Here is a 17,860-nt window from a genome sequence, read left to right as displayed (position 1 = left end):
CAAGGCTGTAATTAGCGCCGATGATTTAAACAAACTTTCCTAGCTGAGCTTAAGCAACAATGTTATAAGTAAAACATTAATCTTCACTAAAGTTGTCCTTGTGTCTAAGTTATCTATTAAAAAATCTCAACATAAAAAATTAATCAAAGGCTTTACTATTGTTGAGTTACTTATTGGCATTGCTATTATTGGAATATTAACAGCCATTGCTGGCCCCAGTTTAGGTCAGTTTATAGTAAAATTAAGAGTTGATAGTGAAATAAGTGAAATTCATCGCTTGGTATTAACAGCAAGAAACAGTGCTATCAATAGTGGTAAAAATGTCACCCTTTGCCCATTAAACGGCACAACTTGCAGCGACAACTGGCAAAATGAATTAAGTGTCTTTATCAATAGTGCAAGTACCTTAGTCAACAATAAGACTTATGACAGCGTAAATGAAGAGTTGGTTAAAGTTAAAGGGAAAATTGCTAGCGGTGACACGTTAACATTCAGTCAAGGTCTTATTATTTTTGCGCCAACGGGGCGGTTAGTCTCTGGGGGCAATAGCAACTTTAGTTATTGCCCTAAAGGTAATAGTAATTTATCGCGTGGCGTAGAAATATCTCTGTCAGGTCGGGTATACACGACTGCTGATACGAACAATGACGGTAAAGATGAGAATAGAAATGGTACTGAAGTTTCTTGTAGTTAATATGTGCCCAACAACTACTGGGCACAGTTATAAAATAAAATCACTTTCACTTTTCACTTTTCACTGAGCAATATTATTTAGGCGAACAGACTATTAACGAGGTTGTGCGTCAAATAGCTGATTCGCTTTGACAGAGTTAAACTTAGCCTTTAACAACACGCACTCAAATGCCTTATACACTTGCTGCCTCTCTTTAGAAAAAGGTGTTGGTACTTTGCGATTAGCTAGGGTATCAACAAGTTTATTCACTTGACTTTCTTTTACGCTAGCAAAGTAAATCAACTGCTTACCACCAACCAATTCGATATGGCATTTAACATCAACCTTGTACTTTTTTACCACTATATTAGCTGCAGCCACATTGAAACTTGCATTAATCAATAGTAGTAAAGTAACCACAAATATTATATTTTTCATTTTATTGCTCCCAACAGACATCGGCCGGTAATTTTTGTCCGGTGTTGCTAACAGATAACGCCTGACAGCTGCTGTCATTTGATCTTTGCGGTTCAAGTGCTGTTGCTGTTAACACAAAACCTCCGTTTGCAAGTATTGCATCAATACTATAATAAGAGTTTTCAGTAATAAAGGGGTCATTACCTAGTCCTAACGCTGTCATATCAGAGGTGTACGCTCTTGTATCAACATAAAATTGCTCTTGCATATTTGCTATTCTTAATAATTCTCGCTGAGCTTCTGTGCGGTTTGAGCGCGCAACAAAGTCAGTATATGACGGAATCGCTATAGCCGCTAGAATCGAAACGATAGCAACTGCGATTAACAACTCGATTAATGTAAAGCCATTAAGTGCTTTAATTTTTGACATTATGCCCCCTCTTTAATGTACAAATAAGTTCGCATGGTCTGCAGTTTAAAGGGTGTAATGACTACCTCTCTGCCAACAATGATATTGCCAATAGTGTCGCCGTTAGCGTCAGGTACTACAATTAACGTTGGCGCACCTAAAAACTGCTCACTTATTTTGATACTTCTGACGGCGTCGTCGGGTGGTCCATCATCAGGTGGCACATCATCATTTATCTTCCAATTATAAACCGCAGTACCTAATGCAAGGTCGACTGCATATAATAATCCGGTACCATTAGGTTGTTCACAGTAGACAAGGTTAGGATCTAAATTAGGTGGAATAAAAGTCGTAAAATAAACTACACCGTTGATAACAATAGCTTCAGCCGTACTTTTTTCACCCGTGTCTTCAAGGTTTAGGTTTATAAACCAACCCGATTTCTTGCTAACATCTCTTGCTAATTCATTGCGCTTTGCAAGTGTTAGCGTTTGATCAAAAGGATTATCGGTATAATTATATAAATCACTTTTCAACAGTGCCACAGGTTTTTTTGGCTCGACTATATTATAAAAAGACTTAGTTTTAATATGTTGATCTTTAATCATAAAGAATCTGTCATTAGTATCTGTACCTAATGGGTTTGATCTGTCACCACTACCAATAAGTACCGCGTCATAAGGTTTTTCTTGATGATGAAAAATAGCGGTTGTTTCACCATCTTGATCTGTGACTTTTGTTTCAATTGTTTCACTGATAAAGGTACGAACGATAGATGGTTCATTAAAAAAGCGTAAATCATCAGTGGTGTTGGTTACTCCACCTAGCTCTGCTAACTTAAAGACCGACCATGGATCCTCACTGTCAGCGGGATTAGCGCTAGGCATATCAACACGCCAAACATTGCCTCCCGTGTCACCTGTGTATAATCGATCAGTTAAACCATCGCCATCACTGTCTAATATGGCAATACTTGATGGAATACTGTCTATTCCAGGGAATACCGTATCACCACCAGCAGGAGTCATACTCCATTTTAATACGCCGGTTTTAGCATCGATCATATAAACAGCGTTGCCCTTAGCATAAGTAATTACTGTCGTATTTGAATCGTTTACCACATCATAACCACCACCGAAAAACAATACGGGTGCCGCAACCGCACTATTACCAGAGCCTGAAATATTTAGCTTAGAATAACCCAGTTTTGGTTGAGACCATGATTGCCCTAACCGGCCAAATCCTGTGGTAGAGGCATCAATATGCCAAAGTTTACTTGGGGAACTTGGGGTACTAATATCTAGTGCGTAATATGAAGTTCCTCCACGTCGTAAGCCAAAGAATACCCACACTTTATCGGTACCATTTATAACACCGTCACCATTATTATCCTCTACGTATGACGTTATGTTGCCATCGACACCATAAACTTTCTCTGCTGTTGAATAGTTTTCTCTTAATGGCTTAATATTTTTAAAAAACTCTTTTGGCATAAAGGCCCAGCTTTCATCTACGCTATCACCTTTATCCTCAAACATATGAAGTGCACCGGCATTAGTGCCGATAAGAATTCGAATGCTATCGCCATAATTAACCACTAACGGCTTAGAGTGTAATGGATCACCAAAAACATCTGAGCGCATGGTGGGTATAGAACCATCATCTGATTCAATATTATCGACATTCTCTCCCTTGGCCCAACGTAAATAAGTGCCAACCTCACTCTCATTAACATCTAGTGCCGTTGCCAGTTCAGCGCTGCCACCAAATGATGTTTCAGCTGAAGTCTGTGTTAACAAAGCGAAAGCGTCACCGCTGCCAATATCACTATAAATTATCCGGTTGGTTTTATTACGTAACATTTCAGCTACGCCACCTTTTGTTACAGCAGCACCATCTTTAGCGTTATCTGCTGACCAAAAGCTTGTAACGTCTTCAGAAAATTGACCGCTATTAAGATCCAGTGCTGAATTGCCATGTTTACCTATTTGATTGCTACTAACTACTTTATATTTTTTAAGGTTACCTTGCCAACGTGGTCCATTTTCAGGCTGAAACATCGCATAATAAACAGAGTTTAAGGTCTCTGTTCGGTCGAAATTGTTGGCAGCAACAGATGCTGAGGTTAAGCTGTCATTACTAGGTTCTAAATCTTCTAAAGCACCAACTAAAGCAGCGGTTAATTGAGCACTATCTGTTGCATAAAAATATTTCCCACCGCCAAGCGCTGCTGTTTCCTTGAGTAAAGGTTCGGCATTAGCAGAACCTTCACTAAAACCAATAGTGTAAATATCAGCTGTTTGCTTACCGGTTAACTCGGTATTAAGGTCACGACTACTCATCCACTCAGCTAAGCCTGCTAAATAATTGTTCTGCTGGTAGCCTGCCGAATTTTCGTAACTGTATTTACTACCAGAGAAGTTAATGGTTTCACCATCTTCTACCGTAGATAAACTTTCAATACTACTATCAGCATGATGATCATATTGTGGTTCACCATCAGTGATCAAAATAACATATACTTTGTCGCTACAACCTGAAAAGGGTGAAACGTATTGACCCGATGATTCAATTGAGGTATCTCTTGGGGGGTTATTTTTTTTGTATCCCTGAGAGTCTACATCGATATCATCCTTTCCATACTTAACACTATCACCAGAAAAGTAGCGAGATGCTTCATATAAAGTTTCACATAATGGCGTGCTACCCTGAGCGGAAACTTGATTATTAACCAGATTTAATATTGTAGTTTCATTAGTTTCAGTCATTTCCCTGATACCAGCAACAATGCGGCCGCCGTTGCCACTATATGATCTATCGCCAAAATTATAATTAAAAACTTGCAGACCAAAATCGATCGACGGTGCAGAAGTAATGACATCATTAATACTTTCTTTAGCCATCTCCATTCGGGTTCGCTGTTCTTCTCTTGTATCATCACCATGATACCAGCGTAAGTAATTTTCAGTATACAGCGTAACTAAGTCACTGCCTTCACCGCCCCAATCGACATCTGAGCTGTCTATGTTATCGGTGAAGTAGTCAGGATTATTCTCATTACCTAAATTGTTAACCGGAAAGCCTGACTCAAAACCAGTGGCATTGTTGTCATTGTTGTTTAAAACATCATCCTTACAATCCAAAACACTGATATTACTACCATTTTCTGTTGAAAGGTTTGTCCATTCTTTGATGTCATTTTTATACCGTCGAATATGCGCGGTATAAAAACCTTTATTCGCTAATGTTGATTTAGCACTGCTACAACCATTTAAAGACGCTAAAAAACGTCGATTTTCTGAGGAGGTATCTGGCTTAGGGATCTCACCACCTTTGTTATAATATAAATGTTCGCTTGAGAATTTTGTTGTATTAGCGATTGCAGGGTAGTTCTCGGCTGAATTATATCTAATTTTAACGGTTTCTTCTGTATTCATACTACCAGAATCATCAAGGATAATAAGCACTTGTATTTTTGATGCAGCGACTTTAACCGTTTCGTTAACGTACAACTCAATATCTTCACTATATGATAGAGTTGATGTTAATACTAATAGGCTTATGGCAAAAAATTTTTTCACGTTATTAACTCCTGTATTTAGCTTAAACACCGATGAATTCATCGTAAAAGTTGCTGAACAACCCCAGTATTTACTTCAACTTCATTGGTGTTTTTTCGTCCATATTTTCGCACCACTTGCACGCGTAAGACATTACAAGTAAATATTTGTACTGAAGAGGCAGATTTGGAGTGGGAACAATCAGGTTCTAGCTCAAGATCATTGTTGGCAACATTAAGACTTGCGGTGGTATCACTATAGGTATTGGTAATATTTAAACTATCTGTAACATTACCAAAATCCTCATCTTGAAATCGCACGATAGCAGCAGCAAATTTATTATTTCCTGAGTCAGCATTAATTTGCCTAAACATCACCTCATCGCTAGCACTTATCGCTTCTTGTGTGGCAACCACTTTTTCTTCACTAGCACCTGACATTTTCATATCTGATGTGGAATTTTGCATCAAGGCACCAGCAACAGCGGTTAAGGCAACAAGAAATACTAAAGCCACAATCAATACCACACCTTTTTGGCGATTAAATGATTGTCTATTGGTTATCAAATTGTCAGCATAATTTTTTTGCTTTACTTTTTGTTTTACCATGAGTCGACTCCCGCATTGTATAAAGTTACCGTAGAGTTAAATAATAATCGACGATAATTGTCATTAAACGTAACAGGAAAATCACCTAAATTATAAGTATTAGTATTAGTATATTTGTTATCAGGAAGAATGCTACGCGCTAGTACATAAATACGTATGGCTAAAATTCTATTATTATTGCCATTATCCCATTGGGTAGAGGTCATATTATCTGCTGATAGAAAAGCATCAACAATGCCATACCCAGCACTACCTGGAGCGTCAGTGTCAATACCATACATAAAGCGGATCATTTCAATGCCATCAATGATAGCGTCGAAAGCCATATTGGTTGTTAAGCGCCTTTGCATTAAACTGGGCACAGTATTATTGCCTTGGGCTTCTTCCCTAATATAATAAATATGATGCTGGTACTCCCAAACTTGGCTATTTGAGACCGTTGGTATATTGGTACCAGTAAATATTTCTGCTTCACTTATGTTTGAAATAATATAGTAATTATTGCTTGTGCTTGCTGTTAGAGGTTGAGAAATAGCGCGTTTTATTTGGATAATATCAGACGTTATTTTTGCATCATCAATACAGCCCATTACAGAACTATTGGTTACTGTTTTACCCCAAAGCGTTCTAAAATGCCCAACAGCATTTGGAAAAGTGCCATTATTTAAACCTTCGCCAACACATTCGTTACCTGGAGCGGCACCTGGTGATGCAGTTAACATTGATAGGTCTAACGTGCCACTGTAATCACCCCAAAAGTTTTGTCTGAGCAAATCATCACTAAGAACACTTAAAGCAAAACGGCCATTTTCTTGTAACTCTCCATAAGTTGCTGTTTCTTTTGTGGTAGTTTTCATGCCAACAAAAACGCTGAGGATGCCGGCAAAAAGTGCTAAACCGACGGCCAAGGAGATAAATATTTCTATTAAGGTATAACCACGTTGACTATTCATATTAATTTATAAACGCCTTAACAATAACTTGCCGTCTTTTATTACCAGCTGTACCACAATTGTCTTTTTCCGCGTCAGCTATTTCGGTGCGCCCTTCCCAGCTCACCACTACAGTTACTGCATTCAATGCCTGACTTATACATCCCCTAACACCGGTTAAGCCCGCTTGGTTATTACCGTCATTAACAACATCAGCACCCATAAGGGACACTTCCCATTCATATTGATCATTAATAACCATTTCTGCTGGTGTACAGAGGCTATCAAGCTTATAACAACGATTGGCCGGTAATGAATTAAGTGTTTCGCCGTAATCGGTAGCAGCATATTCAGCTAATGTAGTGGCATTATTACTGCGCATGCGCTCGACTATGTCTTGTGCTAACGCAGATGCAACAGAGCGTTGCATTGCATCGAAGCTACCTTTTTTAGCCGAAGCTTGCATGGCTACCGCACCTAAAATACCTGTCACTAAAATAAAAACGGCGACTAACACTTCAATAAATGTCAGGCCTTTATTTAAAGAAGGCTTTTGATAAGAGGAATAGGAAAATGAGTTACTCAATATTTAATCTCCCTTTAAATAAGAATAAGTGAACAACAGATGTTGTTACTATAGCTGAAAAATTTAACCGATTGAAATAGATAATTTTATACGAAGAAATACGCAGGTAGAGATCGGGGAAATCACTACTAATTAGACCATCATATGTGTTAAAAATCACATTGGTGAACTGCATTAACTCATACCTTAAATTATTATTACGAGTATTTTTCCTTGTTTTTAAACACTACACTACTCGTAAATTAAAATTTAGTATCATAAATAATCATTGAAATTAAAAAAGTAACTAAAAAAACTAAAAATCAGCTGACAGAGTAAGTGAAAAAGTAAGTGAAAAAGTAAGTAAAAAATTAAATGATAATTAATTTAAAACTATCTACACATTACCACTGTAAAATATATTCTAAGACTAGCGCAATTCTATCGGTACCGCAAATACAGTATTCTCCGCTCTGCCTGGGTATTCAATCACCTCTTTACCACCCAGAGATTTAAGCGCCTCTATAACTTGCTTAACCAAAATTGCAGGTGCTGAAGCTCCGGCTGTAACTCCCACTTTTTCAATACCCTCTAACCACGAAACATCAATGTCATCTGCTGTATCAATCAAATACGATGTGGTGCCTATTTTTTCTGCTAACTCCCGCAGGCGATTAGAATTAGAGCTATTTTTAGCACCAACCACCAGCATTAATTGCACGTGTTCTGCAATAGATCGCACCGCGTCTTGACGATTTTGTGTCGCATAACAAATGTCATCTTTACGCGGCCCTTGAATCAAAGGAAACTTATTTCTTAGGGCATCGATAACATCACTGGTGTCATCAACTGATAATGTTGTTTGGCTGCAATAATAGAGTTTTTCTGGATTTTTTATTTCAAGTGTTGCCACATCTTCAGTAGATTCAACTAAATAAATACCACCTTGAGTGCTTTCATATTGCCCCATGGTGCCTTCTACCTCTGGGTGACCCGCATGTCCGATAAGAATACATTCAATATTTTTTCGACTCGTGCGTGATACTTCCATGTGAACTTTAGTGACCAAAGGACAGGTGGCATCGAAGACTTTTAAGCCACGATTTTTCGCTTCGTTGCGCACGGCTTTTGACACACCATGAGCGCTAAATATTACCGTACTGTCGTCAGGCACTTCATTTAGCTCATCAACAAATACCGCACCACGTTCTTTTAAGCCATTAACCACAAACTTGTTATGCACCACTTCATGACGCACATAAATAGGCGCTTCAAATAAATCAAGCGCTCTATCAACGATACTGATCGCCCGATCAACACCGGCACAAAAACCTCGAGGGTTAGCTAAAATAATTTCCATAACATTCTCATTATTGCTGAACTGACTGAACTGATTAACTGATCAATTTAGGTAACTTAGGTAACTTCAACAACGTCGATAACAAAAGTAACGTCTTGTCCGGCTAGCGGATGATTGAAATCGATAGTGACTGAACTGCCTGAGACATCTTTTATCATGCCAGGTAACTCGCCGCCTGGTTGACTAAAAGTAATAATATTACCTACTTTTGCTGGAGCGTCTTCATTAAACTTACAGATATCCATGTAATGAATATTCTCAGGTAAAGGCTCACCAAATGCGTCAATAGCGGCTAAGGTAAACTCTTTACTCTCACCAGCTGACATGCCCGTAAGTTGCGCCTCAAACGCTGGTGAAATACTGGTATCACCCATAATGATTTTTGCTGGCTTTTTGTTAACCTTAGTACTATCTGCTGCAGAGCCGTCAGATAGCTTCATAGTGATATGTGCAATAATTTGTGAAGAAGCCGTTACTAAATTTGTCATATAAATATCTCTTTAAGTCTTAATATTTTGTGTGTTTTTGCTCGGTTCACCATTTTTAAATGAATCGAAAATCATCAGTGCAGCACCAATAAAGATCATTGAATCGGCAATATTAAAGGCAGGGAAATGATAGCCAAAGCCATAAAAGTCGAGAAAGTCGATAACATAACCAAATAGCACACGATCAATAAGATTGCCCACGGCACCACTTAACATTAACGCAAATGCCACTGATAATAGTGCTTGTTGCTTAGGTGTTTTTGCTAACCAAACAATAAAAACAATACTGGCAATGGCAGCAATCGCAGTGAAAAACCAACGTTGCCAACCACCTTGGTCGGCAAGGAAGCTAAATGCCGCGCCAAGGTTATGGACATAAGTGAAGTTGAAAAAAGGCAAAATATCGATTGATTGAGACAAGTCCATATTGCTGACGATTAATTGTTTTGTCACTTGATCGGCCACTAAAAAAACCAAGGTTAACCATAACCAACGTAAGCCTGTTTCGGTAAATAACTTTTTCATAGCACAATAAACTCTCTTATATTGCTCGCGTTTGAAGCGCGATACTTCACTCTATTAATAACGAGAAAACGTGCAGACTTTAAACAAGTACTACACGTTTTAATTTCAATATCATTCGCCTATTTTCTACTTAAGCGAATTGACGAACTTCACCGTCACCTTCGACGTTAGTAATACAACGTCCACAAAGCTCTGGGTGCTTTTCATCTTGACCAATATCTTCTGTGACATGCCAACAGCGATCACACTTAACACCTTGTGCTGGAGCAACAGTTAACCATAAACCCTCAACGTCAGTGGCTAAAGTATTTGCTGGCGCACTCTCAACAATTTCAACCACGGCTTTAGAGGTAATTAATACAAAACGCAGTTCTTCGCCTAATTGCTGTAATTTTTCTGCCAGCTCACTGGTAGCATATAATGTAACCGCGGCTTCAAGCGCTTTACCCACCTGCTTTTCTTTACGGGCATTTTCTAGCGCTTTATTGACTTCTGTGCGCACTAATAAAAGCTCGTTCCAGTAATCATTATTTAACACACTAGCTGTTGAAGCTTTTGGTAAACCATCAAACCAAACACCCGTAAAAACGAACTCTTCACGAGTCTCACCTGATGGTGTTGGCAATGCTTGCCAGATTTCTTGTGCCGTAAAAGATAAAATGGGTGCCATCCAACGTGTCATCGCTTCAGCGATTAAATACATCGCTGTTTGGCATGAACGACGAGCTACACTGTCTTCTTTAGCAGTGTATTGACGGTCTTTAATAATATCTAAGTAAAAGCCACCCAGCTCTGTTGTGCAAAAGTTCATTAACTTGTGCACGACCAAATGAAATTCATATTCATCATAAGCCGCAATAATATCTGCTTGTAACTGCGCAGCTTTATCTACCGCCCAACGATCAAGTGCCACCATATCATCAAAAGCAATTAAATCTGTTTTGGGATCAAAGCCATTTAAGTTTGATAATAAAAAGCGTGAGGTATTTCGAATACGGCGATAAGCATCAGCTTGGCGTTTAAATATTTCATCGCCTGCAGTGATCTCTTGGGTGTAATTTACCGACGCTGTCCATAAGCGTAAAATGTCTGCACCTAGTGTATTGGTGATTTCTTTTGGCGTGATAACATTGCCTAAAGATTTAGACATTTTATGACCTTTAGCATCAACCACAAAGCCATGAGTCAGTACTTGCTTATAAGGTGCTTTACCGTTCATAGCGACTGAAGAAATCATTGAAGACATGAACCAACCACGATGTTGATCCGAACCTTCTAAGTACAAGTCAGCAATGCCGTCAAATTCCTCACGGGCATTAATAACAGAGTAGTGAGTTGTACCAGAATCAAACCAAACATCTAAGGTATCAGGAACTTTAACGTATACTTGAGCATCATCACCAATAAGCGCTGATGGCTCTAAATCAAACCATGCTTGAATGCCTTTCTCTTCAACAAGTTTTGCTACGCTTTCAATTAATTCAATCGTGCGAGGATGCAAAGCACCCGTGTCTTGATGAATAAATAATGCCATTGGCACGCCCCACGTACGTTGACGTGATATACACCAATCAGGACGACCTTCAACCATAGATTCAATACGACGTTGGCCCCAATCAGGAATCCAGCGTGTTTTTTCAATTTCTTTTAATGAATCTTGACGTAAACCTTTCTTGTCCATGCTAATAAACCACTGTGGTGTAGCACGGAAAATCAATGGTGTTTTATGACGCCAACAATGCGGGTAAGAATGATCTATCGCATGATAATGCACTAATGTGCCATGCTCTCTTAGGGTTTCAACAACATTAGCATTGGCTTTAAAAACATGCTGACCTGCAAAAAGTGGGGTATCTTCTAAATAAACACCGTTGGCACCAACAGGATTTGCCACTTCTAAATCATATATCTTACCGACAACAAAATCTTCTACACCATGACCTGGCGCTGTATGAACGCAACCCGTACCTGAATCGGTCGTCACGTGTTCACCTAAAATTAATGGCACGGTAAAATCATAAAATGGGTGTTTAAGTTCGACAAGGTCTAAATCGCTGCCCTGACAAAGACCTAATATCTGGTATTTATCAATACCAAAGCGCTCCATACACGAAGCCACTAAATCAGAGGCTAAGATGAAGCGCTCTTTTCCTTGCGCTGTTTCACACTGTACTAAGCTATATTCTACTTCAGCATTCACAGCCACTGCACGGTTAGCGGGTAATGTCCAAGGTGTAGTGGTCCAAATAACCACTGAAACTGAACCTTCACCTACATGCGCTTCAGAATGACCTTCTGGCTGAATAAACTTATCAGCAATGCTTTGATCAACAAGCGTAAATTTCACATCAATAGCGGGTGATTGCTTATCTTGATATTCCACTTCAGCTTCCGCTAAAGATGAGCCACAATCTGTGCACCAGTGCACAGGTTTAAAGCCTTGGTGTAAATGACCATTTTCAGCAATTTTACCCAATGAGCGAATAATATTAGCTTCGGTATCAAAATCCATCGTACGATAAGGCTTATCCCAATCAGCAAACACGCCTAAGCGTTTGAAGTCTTCACGTTGGGCATTAATTTGCTTGCCGGCATATTCACGACACTTTTCACGAAAAACACTAGCAGAAACTTTATGGCCTGGTTTGCCAATCTTTTTCTCTACCATGAGTTCAATCGGTAAACCATGACAGTCCCAACCCGGCACGTATGGCGCATTGAAGTCTGATAAGGTTTTTGATTTAACAATAATGTCTTTCAAAATTTTATTAACAGAGTGACCTAGATGAATATCACCATTGGCATACGGAGGGCCATCATGCAAAATAAATGATTTTTTGCCTTTTTTAGCGGCACGAATTTGACCGTATAAATCTTTCTCTGCCCATTCTTTTAGCATATTCGGTTCACGATTTGCCATATTGCCTTTCATAGCAAAAGAAGTTGCGGGCAAATTTAGGGTTTGCTTATAATCACTCATTAAAATAAATATCCGTTGTCGTAGTCACTAGGCTTTGCTTAGTATGATGTTATATTTTATTTTCTTAATTTATCGCTAATTTATTAATTATTTACCAATAAGTTATCGTTACGATGTCGTTAAGTAATAGCTAAATGTTGCACAAAAGTGCGGGCCTGTTCAGTATCGGTGGCAATTTGTTCGGTAAGCTCAACTAACGAGTTAAACTTATGTTCACTTCGTAGTTTTTTCAACATAACTACCTCAATGATTGCGCCGTATAAATTGTTATCAAAATCAAATATATGTACTTCTAATTGTTGCCTAATACCAGCAACTGTCGGTCTTGAACCTATGTTTGCGACACCGTAATGGTGACCAAATGGGCTTTTAACCTGCACCGCGTAAACCCCTGAAACAGGCGAAACCCGACGTTTTAATCTTATATTGGCGGTAGGAAAACCTATTTCACGGCCGCGTTTATCACCATGAAAAACTTTGCCAATAATTGAATAGGGCCGCCCTAACATGGTTTTTGCGCCGTCTAAATCATCTCTCTCTAATAACTGCCTGATTGCTGTGCTGCTTACCCGACAACCTGCTAATTTATGGCTTGCGGTATCAGTGACTGAGAAGTCAAACTGCTTGCCAGCAGCCTTAAGCATGGAAAAATTACCTTGGCGATTTTTACCAAAATGAAAATCATCACCAACAATCAAGTGTTTTATCGCTAAGCGTTTAACTAATAACTCTTTGATAAAGGTCTCGGCAGTTAGACTAGCAAATTTTCTATTAAAATTGATACAAATTAATCTATCTATACCTAAGTTTTTTAATAGGACATATTTGTCACGTAATCGACACAATCTTGCGGGGGCTGTTTCAGGCGAAAATAACTCTTGAGGCTGGGGTTCAAAGACCAATACGGCAGCTTCGCAGTTTAGCTTTCTGGCTTTTTCAACCAAAGCAAGAATCACTTGCTTATGCCCTAAGTGAACGCCGTCAAAATTGCCAATAGTTAACACGCAACCTTGACGATTGTTATCAACGTTAATCTGCATGTTATGAATGCCACGTGTTAATTGCATCTAATTAAAAACCTTACTGCCAATAGTGCTTTACTACTAGCTAAATCATTAAAGAATAAAAGCCGATGAATTATATATGAGTCAGCAATAAGAATCAGCCCTTATGAAGAGTTATTTTAGGGGAAATATCGTGTTAATTAAGCGTTTTTTGTCTAATTTTGATATCTGAAAGTCGAATACCTAATAAAAGCAGACAAATTAAATAACTCACTATGCCACTGCTAATACAGATCAAAAGTTGGGTCACTTGCTTGGAAAAGCTGTAGGTAAGCCAAACATCAAAATCAGGTGACACTTGATAAACAACTAAAGCCATTATCCCTGCAGAGCTTACAAGACGGCTGATAAACCACCATGTTTTACCCGATAACTGAAAAACATTAGCCGCTTTTAGCCCCTGATAAAGCATCAGTGCATTTAAGGTTGCAGATAAAGTTGTTGCTATGGCTAAACCAACATAACCAAAATATGGTGCTAGCATCATATTAAATACCATATTGGCCACCATAGCTTTAATCGCAATTTTCACCGGTGTTTTAGTGTCTTGGCGCGCATAAAAACCCGGCGCTAAGACTTTAATGAACATAAAGCTGAGTAACCCTGAAAGGTAAGCAAATAAAGCATAAGACACTTGTAAAACTTCATGTTGGGTGAATTCACCTCGCATAAATAACACCATAATAATCGGCTGTGCTAGCACCATCAGCCCAGCTAAAGCCGGCCAACCAAATAGAGAAACAACTCTGATGCCCCAATCTAAAGTATCACTAAATTCTTGAGTGTCTTTCTTAGTATGTAATTTAGCCAAGCTGGGTAATATTACGGTCGCAATACCTATACCAAATAAGCCCAGTGGAAATTCTAGTAGTCGGTCAGCGTAATATAACCAACTAATAGAACCCGTGATCAACATACTGGCGATAATGGTATCAAGCAGTAAATTTATTTGCGTTACTGACACGCCAAAGAGTGCAGGAATAATCAACTTTCGTATTTTAGTGACGCCAGGCGAATGCCATGACCATGTTGGTTTAACCAGAGCACCCGCGCGATATAAAAAGGGCAACTGAAAAGCGAATTGAATAAAACCACCTAAAAACACGCCCCAAGCAAGGGCAAATGCGGGATTATCCATCACAGGTGCTAAGTAAATAGCACAAGCTATGATACCCACATTTAATAACACCGGCGTAAAAGCTGAAACAGCAAAGCGACCATAAGTATTTAATATCGCGCCTGATAGTGCTGTAAAACTGACAAACCACAAATAAGGAAAGGTAATTTTTAATAATGTACTCGCCAGATCAAATTTTTCACTCGCAGGACCGTCATTTAACCAATCTAAAAACCAACCAAAGCCAAACAGCGCCACAATTAATGGCGACGCTATCATGCCAAATAAGGTGACTAAGGTAATAATAACACCCAGGGTGCCTGAAACTTGGCCAATTAACTTGCGTGTTTCGTTAGTGCTATGCTCCTCATCAAGGGTGTGATATTCACTTAACACCGGCACAAAGGCTTGTGCAAAAGCACCTTCGGCAAACAAACGTCGCAAAAAATTAGGGATTTTATTGGCAAAGAAGAATACGTCTGCTGAGGCCCCCGCGCCCATAATATTGGCAATAACAATGTCTCGCACTAAGCCAAGCACACGTGAAATTAATGTCATAGCGCTGACAATAAGTCCTGACTTAATTAGTTTTTTACTCAAACAGCTTGCCCCAATGTTATGCTTATTTTTAAAATATTTTTCAACCTATTCACACTAATTTAATTCGCTGATATTATGAGCAAATATAAGTATTGATTCATCATTAAAACAAGCCAAATTTCGCATAATAGATAATATCTCTCTATTATGCGGCTTTTATAAATTGATAGACAAGACTTTAATCTCCTAAAGCAGATGTTTTATGAATAATCGGGCAACACACTTATTCAAGGCTTAAAAGTGTGTTTTTTTTGTCAAAAAAGTACATAAATAGCAAATATATCGAAAATTAGTTAAATCAGAGGAGAACAGCACTTCCAACTTTTAACTAAAAACTTTAGAATGCGCCATTGGTTTTATTTATACAAACGGGTAATTATCCGAACGGTCAAATTAAAACAGTAAATTATTTGACAAACCAGTTAAAAACAGGCATATTTCGTCGCCTTAAATTTAGGCAATATTTATTCAATTTTAGGAGTTCACCTTGGCTAACTCAAAGTCTGCTAAGAAGCGCGCATTACAATCTGAAACGCGCCGCCAACACAATGCAAGCCGTCGCTCAATGATGCGTACTTTACTTAAGAAAGTAATGTCTGCTATCGCAGCCGGTGACAAAGAAAAAGCATCTACAGAATTTGCTGCTGCTGCACCGATTTTAGATCGTTATGCAAGCAAAGGTCTTATTCATAAAAATAAAGCCGCTCGTAGTAAGAGCCGTTTAAACGCTGCTATTAAAGCGCTTTAATTTTTTGTAAAGAATTAAAAAACCGGCCTTGGCCGGTTTTTTTATGCCTGTAATTCCACTAAAGCAAGAGTTTGTTGTTGTTTGCGCTTGCGCTTATCATCTATTTTGGTAGTCTCTAGGCGGTATTTACCAAGAGAAACCTTACATGAAACTTTCAAAAATCGCTTCTATGCTGATCATTGCTGGCACATTAACCGCTTGTGGTGACAACAAAGCAGTAACACCGCTTGCAAGTGTTAGCTTGTTACCTGAATATCAAGACCGTTTAGATATTTATAAAACAGTGACCTTAAGTGCTGACTTATCGCACCTATCCACGAACCAGAAAAAAATGTTGTCTTTACTTATCGAAGCCTCAGACATTATTGATGATCTATTTTGGCAACAAGCTTTTGGCCAAGATAAAACTAGCTTTTTAGCGTCAATAAATGACGATAAAGTCAGAGAGTTTGCCCGTATTAATTATGGTCCTTGGGATCGATTAAATGGTGACAAAGCTTTTTTAACTGAAAGCGCAGCAAAAAGCCCTGGCGCTCAGTTCTATCCCGCCGACATGAGCAAAGCCGAATTTGAAAAAGCCACCTTTGATGACAAAAATGGTTTGTACTCGCTGGTAATAAGAAACGAAAATGGTGAATTAAACACTATTGCCTTTTCAGAAGCCTACAGTGACGAAATTAATCGCATTGCGGTTATTTTAGAAAAAGCTGCGACCTTTGCGGATAATAAAGAATTCGCTAATTACCTTAATATACGCGCCACAGCATTACGTAATGATGATTTTCAGGCATCTGACCTTGCTTGGATGGACATGAAAAACAACCCCATTGATATTGTTATAGGTCCAATTGAAACCTATGAAGATCAACTTTTTGGTTATCGTGCCGCCTTTGAATCTTACGTACTGATCAAAGATATGTCGTGGAGTGAAAAGCTTTCAAAATACGCTGATTTTTTACCTGAATTACAACGTGGCTTGCCGGTCAGTGAAAAGTATAAAACCGAAGTCCCTGGCTCTGATGCCGACTTAAACGCTTATGATGTTATTTATTATGCCGGGCATTCAAATGCCGGCGGTAAAACGATAGCGATTAACTTGCCCAATGACGAACAAGTACAACTGGAAAAAGGCACACGTCGTTTGCAGTTAAAAAATGCCATGCGGGCAAAGTTTGACGCCATTATGACCCCTATTGCCGAAACATTAATTGTGCCAGAGCAACGAAAAAATGTCACCTTTACCGCCTTTTTTGCCAACACTATGTTTCATGAAGTGGCGCACGGCTTAGGCATTAAAAACACCATTAATGACAAAGGTACAGTGCGTCAATCATTAAAAGAACATGCCTCAGCTCTAGAAGAAGGCAAAGCCGATGTACTAGGCCTTTACATGATACGTCAACTACTGGCTAAAAATGTTATTAGTGAAGGTACGCTAGAAGACTACTACACGACATTTTTAACCGGTATATTTCGCTCGGTGCGCTTTGGTGCTAGTTCAGCCCACGGTAAAGCCAATATGGTGCGCTTTAACTACTTTGCTGAGCAAGGTGCATTCACTCGCAATGAACAAGGGTTATACAAGGTTAATGTTGCAGAGATGACCGCCGCTATTGATGCTTTGTCAGAGTTAATTCTAACCTTGCAAGGTAACGGTGATTACGATGGTGTTGATAAACTAGTCGCAGAAAGTGGTGTGATTAACAGCCATTTAGCAGAAGACTTAGCCAGTTTAGAAAGCGCAAAAATTCCTGTCGATATTACCTTTAAACAAGGTAAAAAAGTGCTTGGGCTAAATTAAGTTAAGTTAAATC

Annotated in this window: 15 protein-coding genes; 3 read left to right on the top strand and 12 right to left on the bottom strand. The window is 38.9% G+C overall.

The genetic code is table 11. From position 1 onward, the window contains the following. Positions 1-100 precede the first annotated feature (100 nt). Positions 101-694 carry a GspH/FimT family protein gene (locus tag H4J65_RS02235; protein WP_310649903.1) on the top strand — a complete coding sequence of 198 codons (594 nt, stop codon included), beginning with the start codon at positions 101-103 and terminating at the stop codon, positions 692-694. A gap of 93 nt (positions 695-787) precedes the next feature. On the opposite strand, the gene H4J65_RS02230 is transcribed toward H4J65_RS02235, so the two are convergent. The 12 genes from H4J65_RS02230 to murJ form a co-directional block, all read right to left on the bottom strand. After that, entirely contained in the window at positions 788-1,111 is a 324-nt protein-coding gene (locus H4J65_RS02230) for a TapY2 family type IVa secretion system protein (protein WP_182185239.1), read from the bottom strand. A gap of 1 nt (position 1,112) precedes the next feature. Continuing rightward, positions 1,113-1,520 carry a type IV pilin protein gene (locus H4J65_RS02225; protein WP_220461260.1) on the bottom strand — a complete coding sequence of 136 codons (408 nt, stop codon included), beginning with the start codon at positions 1,518-1,520 and terminating at the stop codon, positions 1,113-1,115. Then, entirely contained in the window at positions 1,520-5,080 is a 3,561-nt protein-coding gene (locus H4J65_RS18165; RefSeq protein WP_182194881.1) for a pilus assembly protein, read from the bottom strand. The genes H4J65_RS02225 and H4J65_RS18165 overlap by 1 nt, the downstream gene beginning before the upstream one ends. Positions 5,081-5,118: 38 nt before the next feature. After that, on the bottom strand, positions 5,119-5,667 hold the full coding sequence (locus H4J65_RS02215; RefSeq protein WP_182194876.1) for a PilX N-terminal domain-containing pilus assembly protein: 549 nt from the start codon (positions 5,665-5,667) through the stop codon (positions 5,119-5,121). Then, complete coding sequence (locus tag H4J65_RS02210) at positions 5,661-6,620, bottom strand: PilW family protein (RefSeq protein WP_182194873.1); 960 nt, start codon at positions 6,618-6,620, stop codon at positions 5,661-5,663. The genes H4J65_RS02215 and H4J65_RS02210 overlap by 7 nt, the downstream gene beginning before the upstream one ends. Before the next feature lies 1 nt (position 6,621). Then, positions 6,622-7,185 carry a type IV pilus modification protein PilV gene (gene pilV / locus H4J65_RS02205; RefSeq protein WP_182194870.1) on the bottom strand — a complete coding sequence of 188 codons (564 nt, stop codon included), beginning with the start codon at positions 7,183-7,185 and terminating at the stop codon, positions 6,622-6,624. A gap of 409 nt (positions 7,186-7,594) precedes the next feature. Next, positions 7,595-8,524, bottom strand: a complete 930-nt coding sequence (gene ispH / locus H4J65_RS02200; protein ID WP_182194865.1) for a 4-hydroxy-3-methylbut-2-enyl diphosphate reductase — start codon at positions 8,522-8,524, stop codon at positions 7,595-7,597. A gap of 56 nt (positions 8,525-8,580) precedes the next feature. Beyond that, positions 8,581-9,012, bottom strand: a complete 432-nt coding sequence (gene fkpB / locus H4J65_RS02195; RefSeq protein WP_182182812.1) for an FKBP-type peptidyl-prolyl cis-trans isomerase — start codon at positions 9,010-9,012, stop codon at positions 8,581-8,583. 12 nt (positions 9,013-9,024) lie between these two features. Next, positions 9,025-9,537: a signal peptidase II gene (gene lspA / locus H4J65_RS02190; RefSeq protein ID WP_182194862.1), complete on the bottom strand. Its 513-nt coding sequence runs from the start codon at positions 9,535-9,537 to the stop codon at positions 9,025-9,027. Positions 9,538-9,667: 130 nt separating this feature from the next. Further along, positions 9,668-12,517, bottom strand: coding sequence for an isoleucine--tRNA ligase (gene ileS, locus H4J65_RS02185; protein ID WP_182194858.1), 2,850 nt, complete (start codon positions 12,515-12,517; stop codon positions 9,668-9,670). A 119-nt stretch (positions 12,518-12,636) separates the two neighbouring features. Next, the gene (gene ribF, locus H4J65_RS02180; protein WP_182137509.1) at positions 12,637-13,584 is read right to left on the bottom strand and encodes a bifunctional riboflavin kinase/FAD synthetase; all 948 of its coding nucleotides are present in this window, start codon (positions 13,582-13,584) and stop codon (positions 12,637-12,639) included. A gap of 133 nt (positions 13,585-13,717) precedes the next feature. Continuing rightward, entirely contained in the window at positions 13,718-15,298 is a 1,581-nt protein-coding gene (murJ, locus tag H4J65_RS02175; protein WP_182194854.1) for a murein biosynthesis integral membrane protein MurJ, read from the bottom strand. Positions 15,299-15,785: 487 nt separating this feature from the next. Between murJ and rpsT the strand changes: the two genes are divergently transcribed. Together rpsT and H4J65_RS02165 are read left to right on the top strand one after the other, a co-directional pair. Further along, positions 15,786-16,046, top strand: a complete 261-nt coding sequence (rpsT, locus tag H4J65_RS02170; protein ID WP_182137511.1) for a 30S ribosomal protein S20 — start codon at positions 15,786-15,788, stop codon at positions 16,044-16,046. A 145-nt stretch (positions 16,047-16,191) separates the two neighbouring features. Continuing rightward, on the top strand, positions 16,192-17,847 hold the full coding sequence (locus tag H4J65_RS02165) for a dipeptidyl-peptidase 3 family protein (protein WP_182194850.1): 1,656 nt from the start codon (positions 16,192-16,194) through the stop codon (positions 17,845-17,847). Positions 17,848-17,860 lie beyond the last annotated feature (13 nt).

The sequence above is a fragment of the Colwellia sp. MB02u-9 genome (assembly GCF_014077085.1).
Classification (GTDB): domain Bacteria; phylum Pseudomonadota; class Gammaproteobacteria; order Enterobacterales; family Alteromonadaceae; genus Cognaticolwellia.
Note: the sequence above shows the minus strand (reverse complement) of the source record. Positions and strands in the feature narration are given on the sequence as shown.

What these genes read in the sequence shown, in the direction of transcription:
- H4J65_RS02230 (WP_182185239.1), bottom strand. Translation starts at nt 1,111, where the DNA reads ATGAAAAATATAATATTTGTGGTTACTTTACTACTATTGATTAATGCA.
- H4J65_RS02225 (WP_220461260.1), bottom strand. Translation starts at nt 1,520, where the DNA reads ATGTCAAAAATTAAAGCACTTAATGGCTTTACATTAATCGAGTTGTTA.
- H4J65_RS02215 (WP_182194876.1), bottom strand. Translation starts at nt 5,667, where the DNA reads ATGGTAAAACAAAAAGTAAAGCAAAAAAATTATGCTGACAATTTGATA.
- H4J65_RS02210 (WP_182194873.1), bottom strand. Translation starts at nt 6,620, where the DNA reads ATGAATAGTCAACGTGGTTATACCTTAATAGAAATATTTATCTCCTTG.
- ispH (WP_182194865.1), bottom strand. Translation starts at nt 8,524, where the DNA reads ATGGAAATTATTTTAGCTAACCCTCGAGGTTTTTGTGCCGGTGTTGAT.
- fkpB (WP_182182812.1), bottom strand. Translation starts at nt 9,012, where the DNA reads ATGACAAATTTAGTAACGGCTTCTTCACAAATTATTGCACATATCACT.
- lspA (WP_182194862.1), bottom strand. Translation starts at nt 9,537, where the DNA reads ATGAAAAAGTTATTTACCGAAACAGGCTTACGTTGGTTATGGTTAACC.
- ileS (WP_182194858.1), bottom strand. Translation starts at nt 12,517, where the DNA reads ATGAGTGATTATAAGCAAACCCTAAATTTGCCCGCAACTTCTTTTGCT.
- ribF (WP_182137509.1), bottom strand. Translation starts at nt 13,584, where the DNA reads ATGCAATTAACACGTGGCATTCATAACATGCAGATTAACGTTGATAAC.
- H4J65_RS02165 (WP_182194850.1), top strand. Translation starts at nt 16,192, where the DNA reads ATGAAACTTTCAAAAATCGCTTCTATGCTGATCATTGCTGGCACATTA.